At 68.3% G+C, this 16,237-nt stretch carries 13 protein-coding genes; 9 read left to right on the forward strand and 4 right to left on the reverse strand.

Annotated features, from left to right (window positions below; translation table 11 throughout):
- Nucleotides 1–191: 191 nt before the first annotated feature.
- The 5 genes from KF833_20330 to KF833_20350 all read left to right on the forward strand — a co-directional run bounded on the left by KF833_20330 (nt 192) and on the right by KF833_20350 (nt 3,610).
- Complete coding sequence (locus KF833_20330) at nt 192–761, forward strand: DUF192 domain-containing protein (GenBank protein MBX3747663.1); 570 nt, start codon at nt 192–194, stop codon at nt 759–761.
- A 4-nt stretch (nt 762–765) separates the two neighbouring features.
- Entirely contained in the window at nt 766–2,058 is a 1,293-nt protein-coding gene (gene hemL, locus KF833_20335) for a glutamate-1-semialdehyde 2,1-aminomutase (GenBank protein MBX3747664.1), read from the forward strand.
- A gap of 5 nt (nt 2,059–2,063) precedes the next feature.
- Nucleotides 2,064–2,504: a Holliday junction resolvase RuvX gene (gene ruvX / locus KF833_20340; GenBank protein MBX3747665.1), complete on the forward strand. Its 441-nt coding sequence runs from the start codon at nt 2,064–2,066 to the stop codon at nt 2,502–2,504.
- Between the two features lie 3 nt (nt 2,505–2,507).
- Nucleotides 2,508–3,311, forward strand: coding sequence for a tRNA pseudouridine(38-40) synthase TruA (gene truA / locus KF833_20345; GenBank protein ID MBX3747666.1), 804 nt, complete (start codon nt 2,508–2,510; stop codon nt 3,309–3,311).
- 77 nt (nt 3,312–3,388) lie between these two features.
- Nucleotides 3,389–3,610, forward strand: coding sequence for a ribbon-helix-helix protein, CopG family (locus tag KF833_20350; protein ID MBX3747667.1), 222 nt, complete (start codon nt 3,389–3,391; stop codon nt 3,608–3,610).
- A 39-nt stretch (nt 3,611–3,649) separates the two neighbouring features.
- Here the strand turns inward: KF833_20350 and KF833_20355 are convergent, their stop codons facing one another.
- A complete protein-coding gene (locus tag KF833_20355; protein MBX3747668.1) occupies nt 3,650–5,008 on the reverse strand; it encodes a hypothetical protein in 1,359 nt (452 codons plus the stop codon).
- Nucleotides 5,009–5,124: 116 nt separating this feature from the next.
- Between KF833_20355 and KF833_20360 the strand changes: the two genes are divergently transcribed.
- Both KF833_20360 and KF833_20365 read left to right on the forward strand, forming a co-directional pair.
- Nucleotides 5,125–8,754: a response regulator gene (locus tag KF833_20360; protein MBX3747669.1), complete on the forward strand. Its 3,630-nt coding sequence runs from the start codon at nt 5,125–5,127 to the stop codon at nt 8,752–8,754.
- 285 nt (nt 8,755–9,039) lie between these two features.
- Complete coding sequence (locus tag KF833_20365) at nt 9,040–9,828, forward strand: ubiquinone/menaquinone biosynthesis methyltransferase (protein MBX3747670.1); 789 nt, start codon at nt 9,040–9,042, stop codon at nt 9,826–9,828.
- A gap of 44 nt (nt 9,829–9,872) precedes the next feature.
- Here KF833_20365 and KF833_20370 read toward each other — a convergent pair whose 3' ends face one another.
- Nucleotides 9,873–10,598 (reverse strand): superoxide dismutase, encoded by a 726-nt coding sequence (locus tag KF833_20370; GenBank protein MBX3747671.1) that lies wholly within the window; start codon nt 10,596–10,598, stop codon nt 9,873–9,875.
- A 168-nt stretch (nt 10,599–10,766) separates the two neighbouring features.
- Nucleotides 10,767–12,569: a sodium:alanine symporter family protein gene (locus KF833_20375; protein MBX3747672.1), complete on the reverse strand. Its 1,803-nt coding sequence runs from the start codon at nt 12,567–12,569 to the stop codon at nt 10,767–10,769.
- A gap of 130 nt (nt 12,570–12,699) precedes the next feature.
- Here KF833_20375 and KF833_20380 point away from each other — a divergent pair, with 130 nt between their 5' ends.
- Both KF833_20380 and KF833_20385 read left to right on the forward strand, forming a co-directional pair.
- A complete protein-coding gene (locus KF833_20380; GenBank protein ID MBX3747673.1) occupies nt 12,700–14,019 on the forward strand; it encodes a 4Fe-4S dicluster domain-containing protein in 1,320 nt (439 codons plus the stop codon).
- Entirely contained in the window at nt 14,016–14,567 is a 552-nt protein-coding gene (locus KF833_20385; protein MBX3747674.1) for a BMC domain-containing protein, read from the forward strand. The genes KF833_20380 and KF833_20385 overlap by 4 nt, the downstream gene beginning before the upstream one ends.
- Before the next feature lie 126 nt (nt 14,568–14,693).
- Here KF833_20385 and KF833_20390 read toward each other — a convergent pair whose 3' ends face one another.
- Nucleotides 14,694–16,073: a sulfatase-like hydrolase/transferase gene (locus KF833_20390; GenBank protein MBX3747675.1), complete on the reverse strand. Its 1,380-nt coding sequence runs from the start codon at nt 16,071–16,073 to the stop codon at nt 14,694–14,696.
- Nucleotides 16,074–16,237: the final 164 nt, after the last annotated feature.

A 16,237-nucleotide genomic window follows, 5' to 3' on the forward strand; every position in this document is an offset into this window, starting at 1 on the left:
GAAATAATAAGACAGACAGAGTGCTATTGATTGTTGACCAGGTATTCATTCGGGCTTGGAGGGAGGGGGCGGGGTGGGTGAGGTGCAAATAGACTGAAATTCTGTGCATATGCACGCAGTTTAAGGTGATTCCGGGGCGGTTGCTTCGGGGATGTGGGTTCTCATAGGGTGGCCGGGTGCGTTGGCGAGTCGTGGCATGGTTATTCGGCGTGGGTCTTGCGGTGGCGGGGTGCGACCGGGAGGCGGTGTCGGTGTCTGGGCGGCCGGGGACGGCACCGGGGGCGCCTGTGGCACCGGCCACAACCGGGTTGGGGGGGGCAGGTTCGCCCTGGCTGGACGATGGACGACCGCAGGCGGGGCTGCCGCGGATGCGGTTGTATTTGGGGGCGCACGAACTGGATGCGGAACTGGCGCTGACGACGGCGGCGATCCAGAAGGGGATGATGTGGCGGACCAACGTGGCGGAGACGGAGGGGATGCTCTTTGTGTTCGGACGGCCGCATCAGACGGCGTTCTGGATGAAGAATGTCCCGATCGACATCGATGTGGCGTACCTGGACACCGAGGGGATCATCCGGGAGATCCACCGGTTGGAGCGGTTCAACACGAACCCGGTTCCGGCGCGGACGGACACCATTCAGTTTGCGCTGGAGACGGCGGAGGGATGGTTTGAGCGGCGCGGGATCGGGCCGGGGGTGATGGTGCGGACGGACCGTGGATCGTTGCGGGAGACCTTTGCGGGTGCGGGGCCGAGACCCTGAAATCATGAAACGACCGAATTCGGAGCGACTGTTCGAGGAGGCGTTGCGGCTCATGCCCGGCGGGGTGAATTCGCCGGTGCGGGCGTTTCGCGCGGTGGGCGGGACACCCTTTTTTGCGCGGCGGGCGGCCGGTGCGCGGGTGTGGGATGCGGACGACCGGGAGTATATCGACTACGTGGGGACCTGGGGGCCGGCGATTCACGGGCATGCCTTTCCGCCGATCATCCGGGCCGTGCAGGAGGCGGCGGAACGGGGAACCAGCTTCGGGATACCGAATCCGCTGGAGGTGGAGATGGCGCGGTTGATCCGGGAGCTGGTGCCGTCGGTGGAGAAGGTGCGGTTCACCAATTCGGGGACGGAGGCGTGCCTGACGGCGGTTCGGCTGGCGCGAGGGGCGACGGGGCGGGATCTGATGGTGAAGTTTGCGGGCTGCTACCACGGGCATGTGGATGCGTTGCTGGTGAAGGCGGGGTCGGGGGCGTTGACCTTGGGGCAGCCTGACAGTGCGGGGATCCCGGCGGAGGTGGCACGGCACACGGTGGTGTTGCCGTTCAATGATTTCGAGGCGGCGCAGGCGCTGTTCCGGGAGCGGGGCCGGGAGATTGCGGGGTTGATTCTCGAGCCGGTGCCGGCCAATGCGGGGCTGTATCTGCCGAAGCCGGGTTACCTCGAGGAACTCCGGAGGTTGACGGACGAGAGCGGGGCCCTGCTGATCTTTGACGAGGTGATGACGGGGTTTCGGCTGGCGCGGGGCGGGGCGCAGGAGGTGTACGGGATCCGGCCGGATCTGAGTTGTTTTGGGAAGATCATCGGGGGCGGGCTTCCCGTGGGTGCGATTGGAGGGCGCGGGGACGTGATGGACCGGCTGGCACCGGTGGGGCCGGTGTACCAGGCGGGGACGTTGAGCGGGAATCCGCTGGCGATGGCGGCGGGGTTGGCCTCGCTGGAGGCGCTGCGGGATGGGGCGGCCTACGGCCGGCTCGAGGCCCTGGGGTCGAGGCTGGAGGACGGGTTGCGGGAGGCGGCCCGGCGACACGGGATACCGATGCGGTTGCAGCGTCTGGGGTCGTTGTTCTGCGGGTATTTCACGGACCGCGAGGTACACAGTCTGGACGACGCGATGACGTCGGATCGGGCCCGGTTTGCGCGGTTCTTTCACGGGTTGCTGGATCGCGGCGTGTACCTGGCGCCATCGCAGTTCGAGGCGGGGTTTGTGTCCACGGCGCACACGGAAGCGGACCTGGAGACCACGGTGCGCTGCGCTTCGGAGGCCCTGGCGGAACTCGCACGGGGATAAGGGCCATGCGCATTCTGGCATTGGATCACGGGACGGTGCGGATTGGGGCGGCGGTGAGCGACGAGCTGGGGATGCTGGCGCATCCGATCGAGCACCTGCCGGCCGAGCCGGCGGCGACGTTTCTCGAGCGGTTGCGCGGGGTGCTGCGGGAGAAGGAGGTGTCGTTGATCGTCGTCGGGTTGCCGCGAAACATGGACGGGTCGCGCGGCCCGGCGGTGGAAAAGGTGGAGGTATTCGTGCAGTTCCTGAAGGAGGCGGTGGCCATTCCGGTGCGGACATGGGACGAGCGGCTTACCACGACGCAGGCGCACCGGATGCTGGCGGAGCGCGGTTTGAGGGAGCGGGAGCGTCGGGGACGGGTGGATTCATCGGCGGCCGCGGTCCTGCTGCAGAGCTACCTCGATGCGCAGGCGGCGGGGGGTGCAGGGGGAACGACCGGGGTTTGAGGTGTGGACGGGTCCGAGCCAGCGGCGGCCGGGGGTGGCGTGGTGAGGTTGCGCCTGGTGGTGGCCTACGACGGGACGGGGTATCAGGGGTGGCAGACGCAGACGATCGGGCAGGGCGTGCAGGAGAAGGTTGAGGAGGCCTTGCGCCGGGTGTTCCCGGGGGCGGGGGCGTTGCATGGGTCGAGCCGGACCGACACGGGCGTGCATGCACTGGGGATGGTGGCGCATGTGGATCTTCCCCGGGGGGAGTGGCGGATGCCGGGTTGGAAGGCGGTGCTGGCGGTGAACGCCCATCTGCCTGGGGACATCCGGGTGATGGGGGTGCGGCGGGCCCGTCCGGATTTCCATGCGCGCTTCCAGGCGATCTCGAAGGAATACCGGTACCGGATCTGGAACGGACCGGCGGAGAATCCGCTGCTTCGTCACCAGGCGTGGCATGTGCCGCGACCGCTGGATCGGGGGGCGATGCGGGAGGCGGCCCGGCACCTGGTGGGGCGGCACGACTTTGCGTCGTTCACGGCCAACCCCGGCTACGCGAGGGCCAGCACGGTGCGGACGATTCTGAGGTGCGAAGTGGTGGGGCGATCGCGGGAGGTGACGGTGGTGATCGAGGGGACGGGATTTCTCTACAAGATGTGCCGGGGCATTGCGGGCACCCTGGTGCAGGTCGGATTGGGGCGCATCGACGTCCGGGACATGGCGGGGATACTGGAGCGACGGGACCGGCGGGTGGCGGGCATGACGGCGCCGGCCCACGGGTTGGTGTTGTGGCGGGTGCGGTATGGGAGGGACGGGGAGCAGGTCTGAGCTGTCCGATGGGGAGGCGCTGCATCGGAGCAGCAGTCCTGAGTTGACTTGGGTGCATCCATGCAAATCGTGGATCCGTGCAAAAGCTTCAGGTTCTCTTTCCTGATCCGATGATGCGGCGGCTTCGCGAGGAGGCGGACCGCGAGGATGTACCGCTCAGCGAGATCATCCGTAAGGCGACAGCACACTGGCTGGATCGTTTGCCGTCGCAGGCGAGGCGGTTGACGCGTGTTCCGGTGGTTGATGCCGGGCGGTGCCTGCTGGACGCGGATGGGATGAAGGAGGCGCTGCATGAATAGCGTGGATGACCCATCCCATCGACGGATGAGGCGCCATTGCTAGGGCGCCACGGTGCATGGGGCGAGGACGGCGTCGCGCATGCCGTGGATGATCTTCTTGTCGGCGGGGCAGAGGGTGGCGAGGACGCCGCCGAGGTGGGGGCGGGCGGCATCGCGGTCACCGACGACGAAGTAGTAGGGGGACAGGCGGACGCGTCCGGGCATGGGGACGGGGGTGGCATGGTCGAAGTCGAACCAGGCGGTCTGGGTGAGGGCGGGTTTGTGGTAGCGCTGGAGGACGTGGGGGGCGCGGGGCCAGTTGGCGAGGGCCTGATCGACGGCGACGGACCAGTCGGCGGAGCTGAGGTCGCTGCCGAGGAAGACGCCGCGGGCGCCCCAGGCCTGGTCGGAGTATCCGGAGATTTTGAGGATGAGATCGCGATCGCGCTGGGAGAGGGCCTTGAGCTGGTGCCAGTCGGTGAGGCCGAGTTCGGGGATGGCGGCGTGGGGGGGGATGGGGGTGGGATCGAGGGCCCAGGAGTACGGGACGAGGCGCAGGAGGCGTTGCAGGAAGGCCTCGCCGAGTTCCTGGCGCCAGAAGTCGCGGAGGTGGCGGTTCCAGAGGAGGGCGAGGAGGAGTTTTTCTTCGAAGAGGGGTTTCGGAGGGGGGGTGAGGGTGAGGTGACCGTCGCGTGCGGCTTGGAAGGCGGGGGCGGCGGCCGGGACATTGGGAAGATCGAACAGTTCGAAGAAGCGATAGACGGCATCACCGTCCTGCCAGTTGCGAAAGTCCTGGGGCCGGACGTGAAAGCGGTCCGGGTCGAGCTGGGCGGCGAGCCATTCCATTTCGGGGCGGTAGGTGGCGGATTCCTCGGAGATGACGAGGTGGACACGGGGAGCGGCGCCGAAGATGCCGGCGAAGCCTTCGCGCATGGCGTGGTCCGAGCCGAGGAACGGGGGGGCATCGGCGGGGGCGGTTTCCCGGTAAGCCTGGTAGAGCCAGGTGGTGAGGCCGATGCCGCCGGGGACGGAATCGAGTTCGGTGATGGCGAGGCCGTTGTCGGTGAGGAGGAGGTCCGGGCGGATGACCCTGGGGACCTCGTTACGGAAGGCGGGATCGCGTTGCCAGGCGATGAGTTCGGGCGGCTTGCCCTGGTCGAGCCAGCGGGCGACCCAGTCGGGGGCTTTGCCGGCGATGCTGCGTCGGTAGAGGAGATTGGCGGCGCGATAGAACTGGAGAAGGACGCGGCCGAGGGATTCGATTTCGCGGGCGAGGGGGGGTGGGAGCGGAAAGGGGTCCAGGGCGATCCGCCAGTGGAGGTCGGCGAAGAGACCGCCGGGCGGGAGCCGGTCGCGGATCTGGCGGGGGCGATCGGACGGTTCGGTGGAGGGCGGGGTGGGGGCTTGGGAAGCGGCCACGCACGAGGCTAACGGGGGTTGGGGGGTGGGGTCACGCATTCAAGCGGGGGAGTGGGAGGGCCGATAGTGAGAGAGAGCCTGAGCGTCGGTTGACGCATTGCGCAGGGTTTGCTGTGTTGACGATCGAACTTCCTTTCCTGGGACCGGTCCCCTCGCGGTGGTGGAGGGGTGCCGCGCGCGGACTGGTGTTTCTCGGCGGATGGCTGGCGCTGGCGGGGCAGGCGATGGGGGATTCCGGGGCATCGGAGGATTCGATTCGGGGCACGATGGACGGCATTTCCGCCTACTGGCAGGTGCCGGACGAGCATCGCGAAGGGCGGCACCCGGTGGATATGTCGGTGGTGGTGCTTTACCACGACCGGCACTGGGGGGTGGGGTATTACGAGGATGAAGCGGGGAACCGGGGTTATCTGCCGGTGAGCCGGGAGGCCCCGGCGTTGGAGGTGGGTCAGCGGGTCCGGGTGCGGGGCGAGACCGATTGGAAGAGCGGTATTTTTGGAGCGGGGACGACGAAGGAAGTTCTGTCGATGGGGGCGGGATGGGAGCCTCTGCGGATTGAGGAGGGTTGGGAGGAGCACGAGCGGTACGATCTACGCTGGGTGGAAGTCGAGGGGCCGGTGGTGCGGACCATCGAGAGCGACGAGCATCATCTGGAGGTGCAGATTCAGAACGCCGGATTCCTGGTGACCGGGCGGATTCTGCTGAAGGACCGGTTTGTCCCGGTTCCGCAGGTGAGCGGGGCGCGGGTGCGACTGAGGGGCGTCTTGACGCGAACCATGGATCCGCAGGGGAGGCTGACGGCGGTGGAGGTTTGGGCGGGCCATCCGGGATTGATCGAGATTTCGGGCTGGCAGCGGGAGGATCCGCGATTCGAGGTGCCCGTCCGAGACATTGGAGATCTGGACACGGTGGCCGGGGGCACGCTGGTCCGCGTGCGAGGCGAGGTGCGCGAACACGAGGCGGGGTTGCAGGTGACGATTCGCGATGCGACGGGCCAGGTACGGGTGCGGACATTGCAGGCGCGGCGGCTGCGTCCCGGGGGGGAGGTGGAAGCGGTGGGCCGGGCGGCGAGAGCGGGAATTGAGACGCGGCTGGAGGATGGTTGGGTGCGTCTGGTGTCGTCCGATCGAAGACGTGAGCCGGTGCCGGCGACGGGTCTTCCCAGGCTGCGGGTGGTGGAACAGGTACGGGAACTGGCCCGGGAGCAGGCCGCGCTGGGGTATCCGGTGGGGTTGCACGGAGTGGTGACCTGGTCGCATCCGGGTGCACCGACGCTGTTTCTGGAGGACGCGACGGGGGGGCTTCAGGTGCGCCTGTCCGAGGCGGATCGCGAGCGGCCGCCGCTGCCGGGCATGGGTGTCTTGATTTCCGGAGTGACGGAACCGGGCCTGTACGCTCCGGTGGTGCGGGCGACGCAGGTTCGGGAGGGTGTTTCGATGGGGCTGCCCGAGGCCCGGCAGGTGACGTTGGACCATGCGCGGGCGGGGATCGAGGAGGGGCAGCGGATCGAATTGACGGGCTACCTGCGGGAGGTTGGGGGTGGGGATGGTTGGAGCCGGATGCGGCTGGCGACGCCCCGGGGCCGGTTTGAGGCGCGGTTGCCGTACGACGAGACGCTGGCGGGGTTGGTGGGAGGGATTGTGAGGGTGCAGGGCGTTTGCGTGGCCGGAGCCAACGACTCCCATCAACTGACCGGGATCGAGTTGTGGCTGCCGTCGTCGGACGGGGTGGTGGTGGATGTGGCCCCGACCGAGGATCCGTTTGGGTTGCCCATGCGAAGCCTGGAGAGTCTGGGACGCTTCGGGACGTTCCGGTCCCTGCACCGTCTGGTGCGGGTTTCGGGCGTGGTGCGATTGCATGTGCCCGGGCAGTACATGGTGATTGAGGAGGGGGAGGATGCGGCGTGGGTGTGGAGCCGGAACACCGAGCCGGTCGTACCCGGCACGGTGGTTGACGTGGTGGGATTGCCCGGGCGGGACGGGCAGGCCCTGATGGTTTACGAGGGCAGTTACCGGGTGAGGCGGGTGGGAGCGGAACCGCCGGCGACGGAGTTGACGGATGTTGCGACGGCGAATCCGGCGTGGGTCCACCGGTTGACCCGGCTGGACGGGGTGGTGCTGGACGTGTTCGGCGGGGAGGAGGGGCTTCACATGGTGTTGGAGAAGGACAGCGCTGCGTTCAAGGCATGGCTGGCGCCCAACACCTTGTGGGCCGGGGGTCCGATTCGGCGGGCGTGGGCACCGGGGAGCCGGGTACGGCTGACCGGGGTGTACAATCCTGCACAGGAGGAGGACGAGGCGATGGCCGGGGGTGTCCGGATCCAGATGAGGGCTCCGTCGGATGTCGAACTGTTGCAGGCGGCACCGTGGTGGAATCTGCGTCGGGCGGCGGGGGTGAGCCTGGGTCTTGGGGTGTGCGCCTTGATGGGATTGGGATGGGCGGTGTCGCTGCAGCGGCGGGTACGGAGTCAGACCGGGGAGATCCGGGCGCAGAACGAGGATCTGGTGCGGGCACGGGATGCGGCGGAGGCGGCGACCCGGGCGAAGAGCGTGTTTCTGGCGAACATGAGCCACGAGATCCGGACGCCGATGAACGGGGTGATCGGGATGACCCAGTTGCTGCTGGGGACGCCGTTGACGAAGGAGCAGTCCTCGATGGCGGCGACCTTGCGGGACAGCGCGGAGTCGTTGTTGAACGTGCTGAACGACATTCTCGACGTCTCGAAGATCGAGGCCGGGAAGGTTGACCTGGAGCGGGTCCAGTTCGATGTGCGGGAGACCGTCCGCTCGGTGACGGCGCTGCTGGGTCCGAAAGCGACGGAGAAGGGGATCGGGATGGTGGCGGAATTGGGGGCTGAAGTGCCGGGGAAAGTCTGGGGCGATCCGCTTCGGGTGCGGCAGGTGCTGCTGAACCTGGTGGGCAACGCGATCAAGTTTACCCGGCGCGGGGAGGTGCGGGTGGGGGTTGACGTGGAGGAGAGCGGGGGGATGGGCGCGCTGCCGGTCTGCCTTCGGTTCACCGTGGCGGACACCGGGTTGGGCATTTCCGAGGAGGCCCGGAGCCGGTTGTTCCAACCCTTCACGCAGGCGGACAGTTCGACCACGCGGCGTTTTGGGGGGACGGGGTTGGGGCTGGCGATTGCGCGGCAGCTTGTGGAATTGATGCACGGTCGGATCGACGTGCGGAGCGCGGTGGGGAAGGGATCGGTGTTCACCTTCACGGCGCGGTTTGGGGCCGGCGAGGGCGAGGGCAGGGAGCGGACGACGTCGCGACCGGAACCGGGGATGCCCGACACCGGAGGCATGGGGGCGCCGGCACTGGGCGGCGGTGGCGGGAGCGGGGTGGACCGGAACGGATGCCTGGCGGGCCTGCGGGTGCTGCTGGCGGAGGACAACCCTGTGAACCGGATGGTGGGCGTCCAGTTTGTGCGGAAGCTCGGGTGTGATGTCGTGGTGGCGAAGGATGGGCTGGAGGTGTTGCAGGCGATGGAGCGGGCGACGTTCGATGCGATCCTGATGGATGGTCACATGCCGGAGCTGGACGGGTACGAGACGACGCGGCGGCTGCGGGAACATCCGCGGCACCGCGGGGTGCGGATCATTGCGTTGACCGCGGATGCGATGAGCGGGGATCGGGAGCGATGCCTGGCGGCGGGGATGGATGATTACCTCAGCAAGCCGATCCGGATGGAGGCCTTGCGGGCGGCATTGGAGCGGGTTCGGTCCGGGGTGTGTGCCGGTGCGTGAGTGTACCGGGTGGAGCTGTTACCGGGCGGACCGGGGTCTGGCGGGGGATGCGGGTCGTGCATCCCGGAGTTGTGGGGAGAGGCGCGAACTTCGCGAAGCGTCGCCTCGGAGGGCCGGGTTCCACGAGGCCGCAACGGTGTGGAGCGTTGGGTTGAGGACTCGCGGAGCTCGTCCCTCCGATGCGTTGCCTCCTCACCCAAAAAATCTGGGATGCACCGGGATGCGGGCGGAGCGAAGGGCCGGGCTTTTCTTGGGAAGCGGGGGTGCCTAGGGTTTCGGCGAGGCATGGCGAAGGCCAATCGTTATTACATCCCGGGGGAGGGGCGTGCGTCGGGGGTGCGCGACCTGTTCGCGTCCATCGCCCACCGTTACGACCTGATCAACGATCTGCAGAGTCTGGGGTTGCACCGTTGGTGGAAGGGGCGGCTGATCCGGTGGGCGGGGGTTCGACCGGGGGAGGAGGCGCTGGACCTGTGCTGCGGGACCGGGGACATCGCCTTCCGGCTGGCGGACGAGGGGGCGCGGGTGACGGCGGTGGATTTCAGCGAGGCGATGCTGGCGGTGGCGCGGAAGCGTGCGGAAGGGGGAGCGGGGCGGGGCGGGGACAGGGTGCGATTCGAGCAGGGGGATGCATTGGGACTGGCCCATGGGGCGGGGCGGTTCGACCTGGTGACCATGGCCTACGGGTTGCGGAATCTGGGCAGCCTTGACGGGGGATTGGCGGAGATGGCGCGGGTGACGCGGGCTGGGGGGCGGGTGTTGATTCTGGACTTCGGGAAGCCACGGGTGGGTTGGTGGCGCTGGCTGTATTTCCTGCACCTGCGGACGGTGGTGCCGTTGCTGGGACGATGGCTGTGCGGGGACACGGATTCGCACGGGTACATCCTGGAATCGCTGCGGCGCTATCCAGAAGGGGAGGAAGTGGCGCGCCGGATGGAGGGGGTGGGCTGGGAGCGGGTGGAGTGGTGGAACCTGCTTGGGGGGGTGATGACGGTGCACCGCGGCTGGCGGGCGCTTCCCCCGGGGGAGGGCGGGGAAACTGAAGGGACCGGGGAAGGGCGGGGGGGAGGATAGGACTCCCCGCCGGGAAGGTGGGCGGGAGGAACCGGACCGTGCGGTCAGGCCGGTGTCGCGAAGCGTCTGGCGACGTCATCCCAGTGGATGACGTTGAAGAAGGCGGCGACGTAATCGGCGCGGCGGTTCTGGTATTTGAGGTAGTAGGCGTGTTCCCAGACATCGATGCCGAGCAGGGGGGTACGGCCGGCCATGTAGGGGGAATCCTGGTTGGGGGTGATTTCGAGCCCGATTTCACCGGACGCCTTGTCCATGCTCAGCCAGGCCCAACCGGATCCGAAGACCGACATGGCGGCCCGGGTGAACTCTGTTTTGAAGGTGTCGAAGGTGCCGAACTTGCGGACGAGGGCTTCCATGAGGGGTCCGGAGGGGGTGGCGCCACCGTTCCGTCGGAGGAGATTCCAGAAGAGGGTGTGATTGACGTGGCCGCCGCCGTGGTTGCGGACGGCGGTGCGGATCGATTCCGGCACGGCTCCCAACTGGGAGATGAGGTCGCGGGCGGACTTGGCGGCAAGTTCGGGATGGCCTTCGAGGGCCCGGTTCAGGGAGGTCACGTAACTGGCATGGTGGCGCCCGTGATGGATCTCCATCGTGCTCTTGTCGATGAACGGTTCGAGGGCGTCGGCCGGATAGGGAAGGGGATCGAGCCGGTGGGGGCCTACGGGGTTGGCGGCCGGTTGGGCCGGTTGGGCCGGTTGGGCCGAGGCGACGAGGGTTGGGGAGAGGGCGGAGGCCAGGGCGACGGTTTTGAGGGCTGAGCGACGGTTCATCATAGGAATACCCGGGCAGGATGGGGCTGCACGGACTCGCGTCAACCGCGGGATGGACTGCGGCCAGGCAGGCGGTGCATCCCGGAGTTGTGGGTGAGGAGGCAGAGAATCGGAGGGACGAGCTCAGCGAGTCCTCCATCCACGGCACCCCTTCGCTGCGGGCCGGAGTCAGGAGGTGGGGCGATCCTCCACGACATCTTCGATCGGGGGCGGGGTGGGATGGGGAGGGGACAATTCGCCGCGGTCGAGGCGGCGGAGGTAGTCGCGGTAGGCGCGCATGGCGTGGTGACCGAAGAGGAGGAGGATGGGGATGTTGGCGAAGAGCATCACGCCGGTGCCGAGGGCGGTCCAGTCGTCGAGCTGGGCATCGGTACGGATGAATCCGAGGGTGGCGACGACGATGACGGCGCAGTAGGCGACCTTGTAGGGGAGGACAGCGCGGGGGCCGGCGAGGTAGATGACGCCCTGCTCGCCGTAGTAGCACCAGGAGATGATGGTGGAGTAGGCGAAGAGCCAGCAGGCGAGGGTGACGAGCCACATGCCGAGGCCGGGGAGGACGCGGTCGAAGGCGTGGCCGGTGAGGGCGGCGCCGACGTAGTCGCCATAGATGCCGAGGTGGGGGGAGCCGTCGGGGTTGAGGACGGGTTCCGGGGCAAGGGAGGCGACGAGGGGGGTCCAGCGGACGGTCCAGCCGTCATCGGCGTTGCCTGCGACGACCCCGGCGACGCGGTGGAGGTTGCCGTCGGTATTGGGATTGGGATCGGCGCGGACGAGGAGGAAGAGGGTTTCGTTGGCACGCCAGCCGGGGCCGGAGGCGAGGTTGGCGACGCGACGGGCTTCGGCGGATTTGGGGGGCAGGGGAGGGGTTTCGAGCTGCCAGGAGCGTGGGGAAGCGGGGGAAGCGGGGGGGATTGCGGTGAAGCGGAGTTCGGTGCCCGGGGGGAAGGTGGCTTCGGGGCCGCGGTTCCAGGCGCCGCTGAGGAGGATGACGAGGGTGGTGAGGGTGCAGACGACGAGGGTGTCGATGAAGGGTTCGAGGCCGGCGACGACGCCTTCGCGGACGGGTTCGCGGGTGCGGGCGGCGCAGTGGGCGATGGGGGCGGAGCCCTGGCCGGCCTCGGAGGAGAAGAGGGCGCGTTTCATGCCCCAGAGGAAGGCGTAGCCGGCGGTGCCGCCGAGGAAGGCGCCGGTGGCTTCGGAGGGGGAGAAGGCGGCAACGACGATGGAGCGGAGGACGGCCGGGACATCGCCGAGGTGGACGACGAGGACGTAGGCGGCGGCAAGGAGGTAGAGGGCGCACATGAGGGGGACGAGGCGGCCGGCGACGGCGCCGATGCGACGGATGCCGCCAATGACCACGGTACCGACGAGGAGGCAGAGGAGGACGCCGACGACGAATCGGGGGACGGTGGGGAAGTAGGTGTGGGTGATTTCGGCGACGTTCCAGGCCTGGAACATGTTGCCGCCGGTGATGGCGGAGATGATGAGGGTGACGCAGAAGAGGCCGCCGACGAAGGAGCCGAGGCGTGGGAGGCCGAGGCGGGCGAAGCCGGCCTTGGCGACCCACATGGGGCCGCCGTGGGGGTTGCCGGGTTCGTCGGTGTTGCGGTAGAGCATGGAGAGGGTGACCTCGGCCGATTTCAGGGCCATTCCGAAGAACCCGACCATCCACATCCAGAACACGGCGCCGGGACCGCCCACGGCGATGGCGAGGGCAACGCCGCCGATGTTGCCGAGTCCGACGGTGGCGGAGAGGGCGGTGGCGAGGGCCTGGAAATGGTTGATGGCGCCCGGGTCGTGAGGGTCGTCGTAGCGACCGCGGATGACCCGAACGCCGTGGGTGAGGGCACGGTACTGACTGAAGCCGGACCAGAAGGTGAAGAGTACGCCGGTTCCGAGGAGGATGTAGAGGACGACATCATGCCAGAGGATGGCGTTGATGGCGGGGAGGAGGTTGGCGAGCCGGTCCATGATTGGGGCGGTATTTTGGGGGGTGAGCGGGGCGGATGATGACGAGATGGGCGGGATTGTGAATCGCGCAGTGGGTTGGCGTGTCCCGAATCCGTTGTCGGCGTTGGGGCGATGGGGTAATGGGTGGGGCATGACGCTGGTGGAGCGGGTACGCGAAGCGGGCGTGGTGGGGGCGGGCGGGGCCGGATTTCCGACGCACGTCAAGCTGGGGGTGCCGGCGGAGGTGGTGTTGGGCAACGGGGCGGAGTGCGAGCCGTTGTTGCACAAGGACGGGGCGGTGATGGAGCGGACGGCGGGGGCGCTGGTGGAGGGGATGCGGCGGGTGATGGGGGCGGTGGGGGGGGTGGGGGGGGTGGTGGCGATCAAGGGAAAGAACCGCGGGGCGTGGGAGGCCGTGGAGGAGGCATGCCGCGGAGTGGCGGTGGAGGTGGCGGAACTGGGCGACTACTACCCGGCGGGGGATGAGTACGACCTGGTGCATGCGGTGACGGGGCGGGCGATTCCGCCCGGGGGTCTGCCGCGGGATGTGGGCTGCCTGGTGCAGAATGTGGAGACGCTGGTGAACGTGGCGCAGGCGGCGGAGGGGCGGCCGGTGACGCACAAGACCCTGACCGTGGCCGGGGCGGTGCGGGAGGCGGTGACCCTGACGGTGCCGCTGGGGACTTCGATGCGGGCATGCGTGGAGGCCGCGGGAGGGGCGGAGGATCCAGAGAGCGTTTTGATGATCGGGGGGGTGATGATGGGGGAGGTCACGACGGACTGGGGGACGCCGGTGACGAAGACGACGGCGGGGGTGGTGGTGTTGCCGCGGGGTCACCGGGTGGCGGTGCGGAAGCTGACGCCGCCCCGGGCGCAGGCGGCGATCGGGAGATCCGCATGCGACCAGTGCCGGTACTGTACGGAGATGTGTCCGCGGTATCTGCTGGGTTACGCGGTGGAACCGCACCTGGTGATGCGGGGATTGGGGTTCACGGCCCCGGGTTCGGAGTCATGGAACGAGTGGGCGGGACTGTGCTGCGCGTGCGGGCTGTGCACGTTGTACGCGTGTCCGGAGGATCTGTTTCCGAAGGAGGCGTGCGACGACGCGAAGGCCGGATTGCGGCGGGGGGGCTGGCGACCCGTGGTGCGGGGGCCGGTGGAGCCGCATCCGTTCCATGAGGGAAGGCGGGTGCCGTTGAACCGGTTGATCGGACGGCTGGATCTGGCCGGGTACGACCGTCCGGCGCCCTGGCGGGAGGCGGCGGTGAGGGTGGAGTCGGTGACCTTGCCGTTGAAGCAGCATGCGGGTGCGGCATGCCGGGCGGTGGTGCGGGTGGGCGACCGGGTGCGGATGGGGCAGCGGGTGGGCGAGGTGCCGTCGGGGGAACTGGGGGCGCCGGTGCATGCCTCGATGGACGGGGTGGTGGAGGCGGTGGAGGCGACGAGGATTGTGCTGAGGAGGACCGCATGAACGGGAAGTCGATTGGATTGATCGAGCTGACGAGCGTGGTGGCGGGATTTGCGGCGGCCGACGCGATGCTGAAGGCCGGGGACGTCCGGTTGCTGCTCTCGCGGTCGATCTGTTCCGGGAAGTACATGGTGCTGATTGGCGGGGAGCCGGCCGCGGTGGAGAGCGCTCTGGAGGCCGGGGTGCGGGCGGGGCGGGGGTGTCTGATCGACCGCACCCTGATTGCCAACCTCCATCCCGAGGTGCTGGCGGCGATCGGGCGGGGGACGGTGCCGAAGCCGGAGGGGGCGCTGGGTTTGGTGGAGTCGTTCCAGGTGGCAACGATGGTGGCGGCGGCGGATGCGGCGGTGAAGGCGGCGGACGTTCGGATCCACGAATTGCGGTTGGCCATGGCGCTGGGGGGCAAGGCGTTCGTGGCTTTGAGCGGCGAGGTGGCGGCGGTGCAGGCCGGGGTGGCGGCGGCCCGCCGGGTGGTGGAGGAGGCGGGGGCGCTGGTGAATGCGGTGGTCCTGGCCCGTCCGCATCCCGATGTGTACCGGGAGATGGTGTAGGGGGGAGGCCTGAAACCTGAAAGCTGAAAGCTGAAGGCGGAAACCTGAGACCTGAGACCTGAGACCTGAGACCTGAGACCTGAGACCTGAGACCTGAGACCTGAGACCTGAAGCCTGGGGGGTGGGTCAGGGGGGGGGAGGAAGGGGGGAGGCGGGGGGTTGCCAGGGGACTGAGCCGGCGCGCTGGATGTGGATGCGGAGGGCGGCGAGGAGGGTGCGGAGCTGGTTGGGTTGGGTGGGGGCGAGGTTGTGTTCCTCGCGAGGATCGACGTCGAGGTGATAGAGTTCGAGGGGACTGAAGGGGTCGTTCTGGACCAGTTTCCAGCCATCGCGCAGGAGGGCGTGATAGCTCATGCCGCCGTAGCGTCCGCCTTCGCGCCGGACGAAGTAGAATTCGCGGGAGGGGGTGAGGGGCTGACCGCGGAAGGCGGGGAGGAGGCTTTCGGCGTCAAGGTCGTTGGGAAGGGGAAGGGCGGCGAGTTCGAGGAAGGTTGGGAAGACATCGAAGGTCAGGGCGGGCTGGGTGCAGAGGGTCCCGGGTTCGATGGTGCCGGGCCAGCGGGCGAGGAAGGGGACGCGGAGGCCACCGTCGTAGTGGCTTTGTTTGCCGTCGCGCCACGGATCGTTGTTTTGGGCATGGGGGAGGGAGCCGCCGTTGTCGGAGGTGAAGACGACGAGGGTTTTCTCGTGGAGGCCGGTGCGGCGGAGGGTGTCGAGGACACGACCGACACCGTGGTCGAGGTGTTCGACGAAGGCGATGTTGCGGGCACGGGGTTCGTCGAGGCCGGGGTGGCGTTGGCGGACCCGGTCGAGCCAGTCGGCGGGGGGTTCGATGGGGAAGTGGGGGGCGTTGTAGGAGAGGAAGAGAAAGAAGGGTTGGTCCCGGGTGTGGGCGCGGTCCTCGATGTAGTCAATGGCCCACTGGGTGAAGAGGTCGGTGGCATGGCCGACGGGGTGGATGGGGTCCGCGTTGAGGCGGAGGTAGTGGTGGCCGTGACGGAGGTGGCGGGTGTAGCTGTCCATCATGTCGCCGAGGAAGCCGTGGAAATGGTCGAAGCCGCGTTCGTTGGGGGTGTTGGGGGATGCCAGTCCGAGATGCCATTTGCCCACCAGGGCGGTGTGGTAGCCGGCCTGACGGAGGTGATCGGCGAGGGTGGGGGTGGCGGGATCGAACCAGCCCCAGGAGTCGCGGGGGTCGGTGCGGATGACGCCGGGGACGCCGACACGGTCGGGGTAACGTCCGGTGAGGATGGCGGCGCGGGTGGGGGAGCAGACGGTGGCGTTGGCCCGCATGGCGGTGAAGCGGAGGCCTTCGCCGGCGAGGCGATCGAGGTGGGGGGTATGGACGTCCGCGGCGCGGTAGGCCGAGACGTCACCGATGCCGAGGTCATCGGTGAGGATGAAGAGGAGGTTCGGAGGCGCGGCGTGGGGCGAAGGGCCGAGGGTAAGGAGGGTAAGGAGGGTGAGGAGGGTGAGGAGGGTGAGGAGGAGAGGGTGGAGGGACATGGGGATGGCAGGGGATCAGGGTGACAAAGGACCGGCCATGGGGGGCGTTTCGAAGGCAGGGAGGGCAACGAGAAGGGGCCTGGGCACGGGGGAACGGTATAGGCTGCTGAGAACCTGGTGGGTAGCTGGAAGTGAGCTGGAATGAGAATGATATAGTAAGTCAG

This window comes from Verrucomicrobiia bacterium, from assembly GCA_019634625.1.
Lineage (GTDB): Bacteria > Verrucomicrobiota > Verrucomicrobiia > Limisphaerales > CAIMTB01 > CAIMTB01.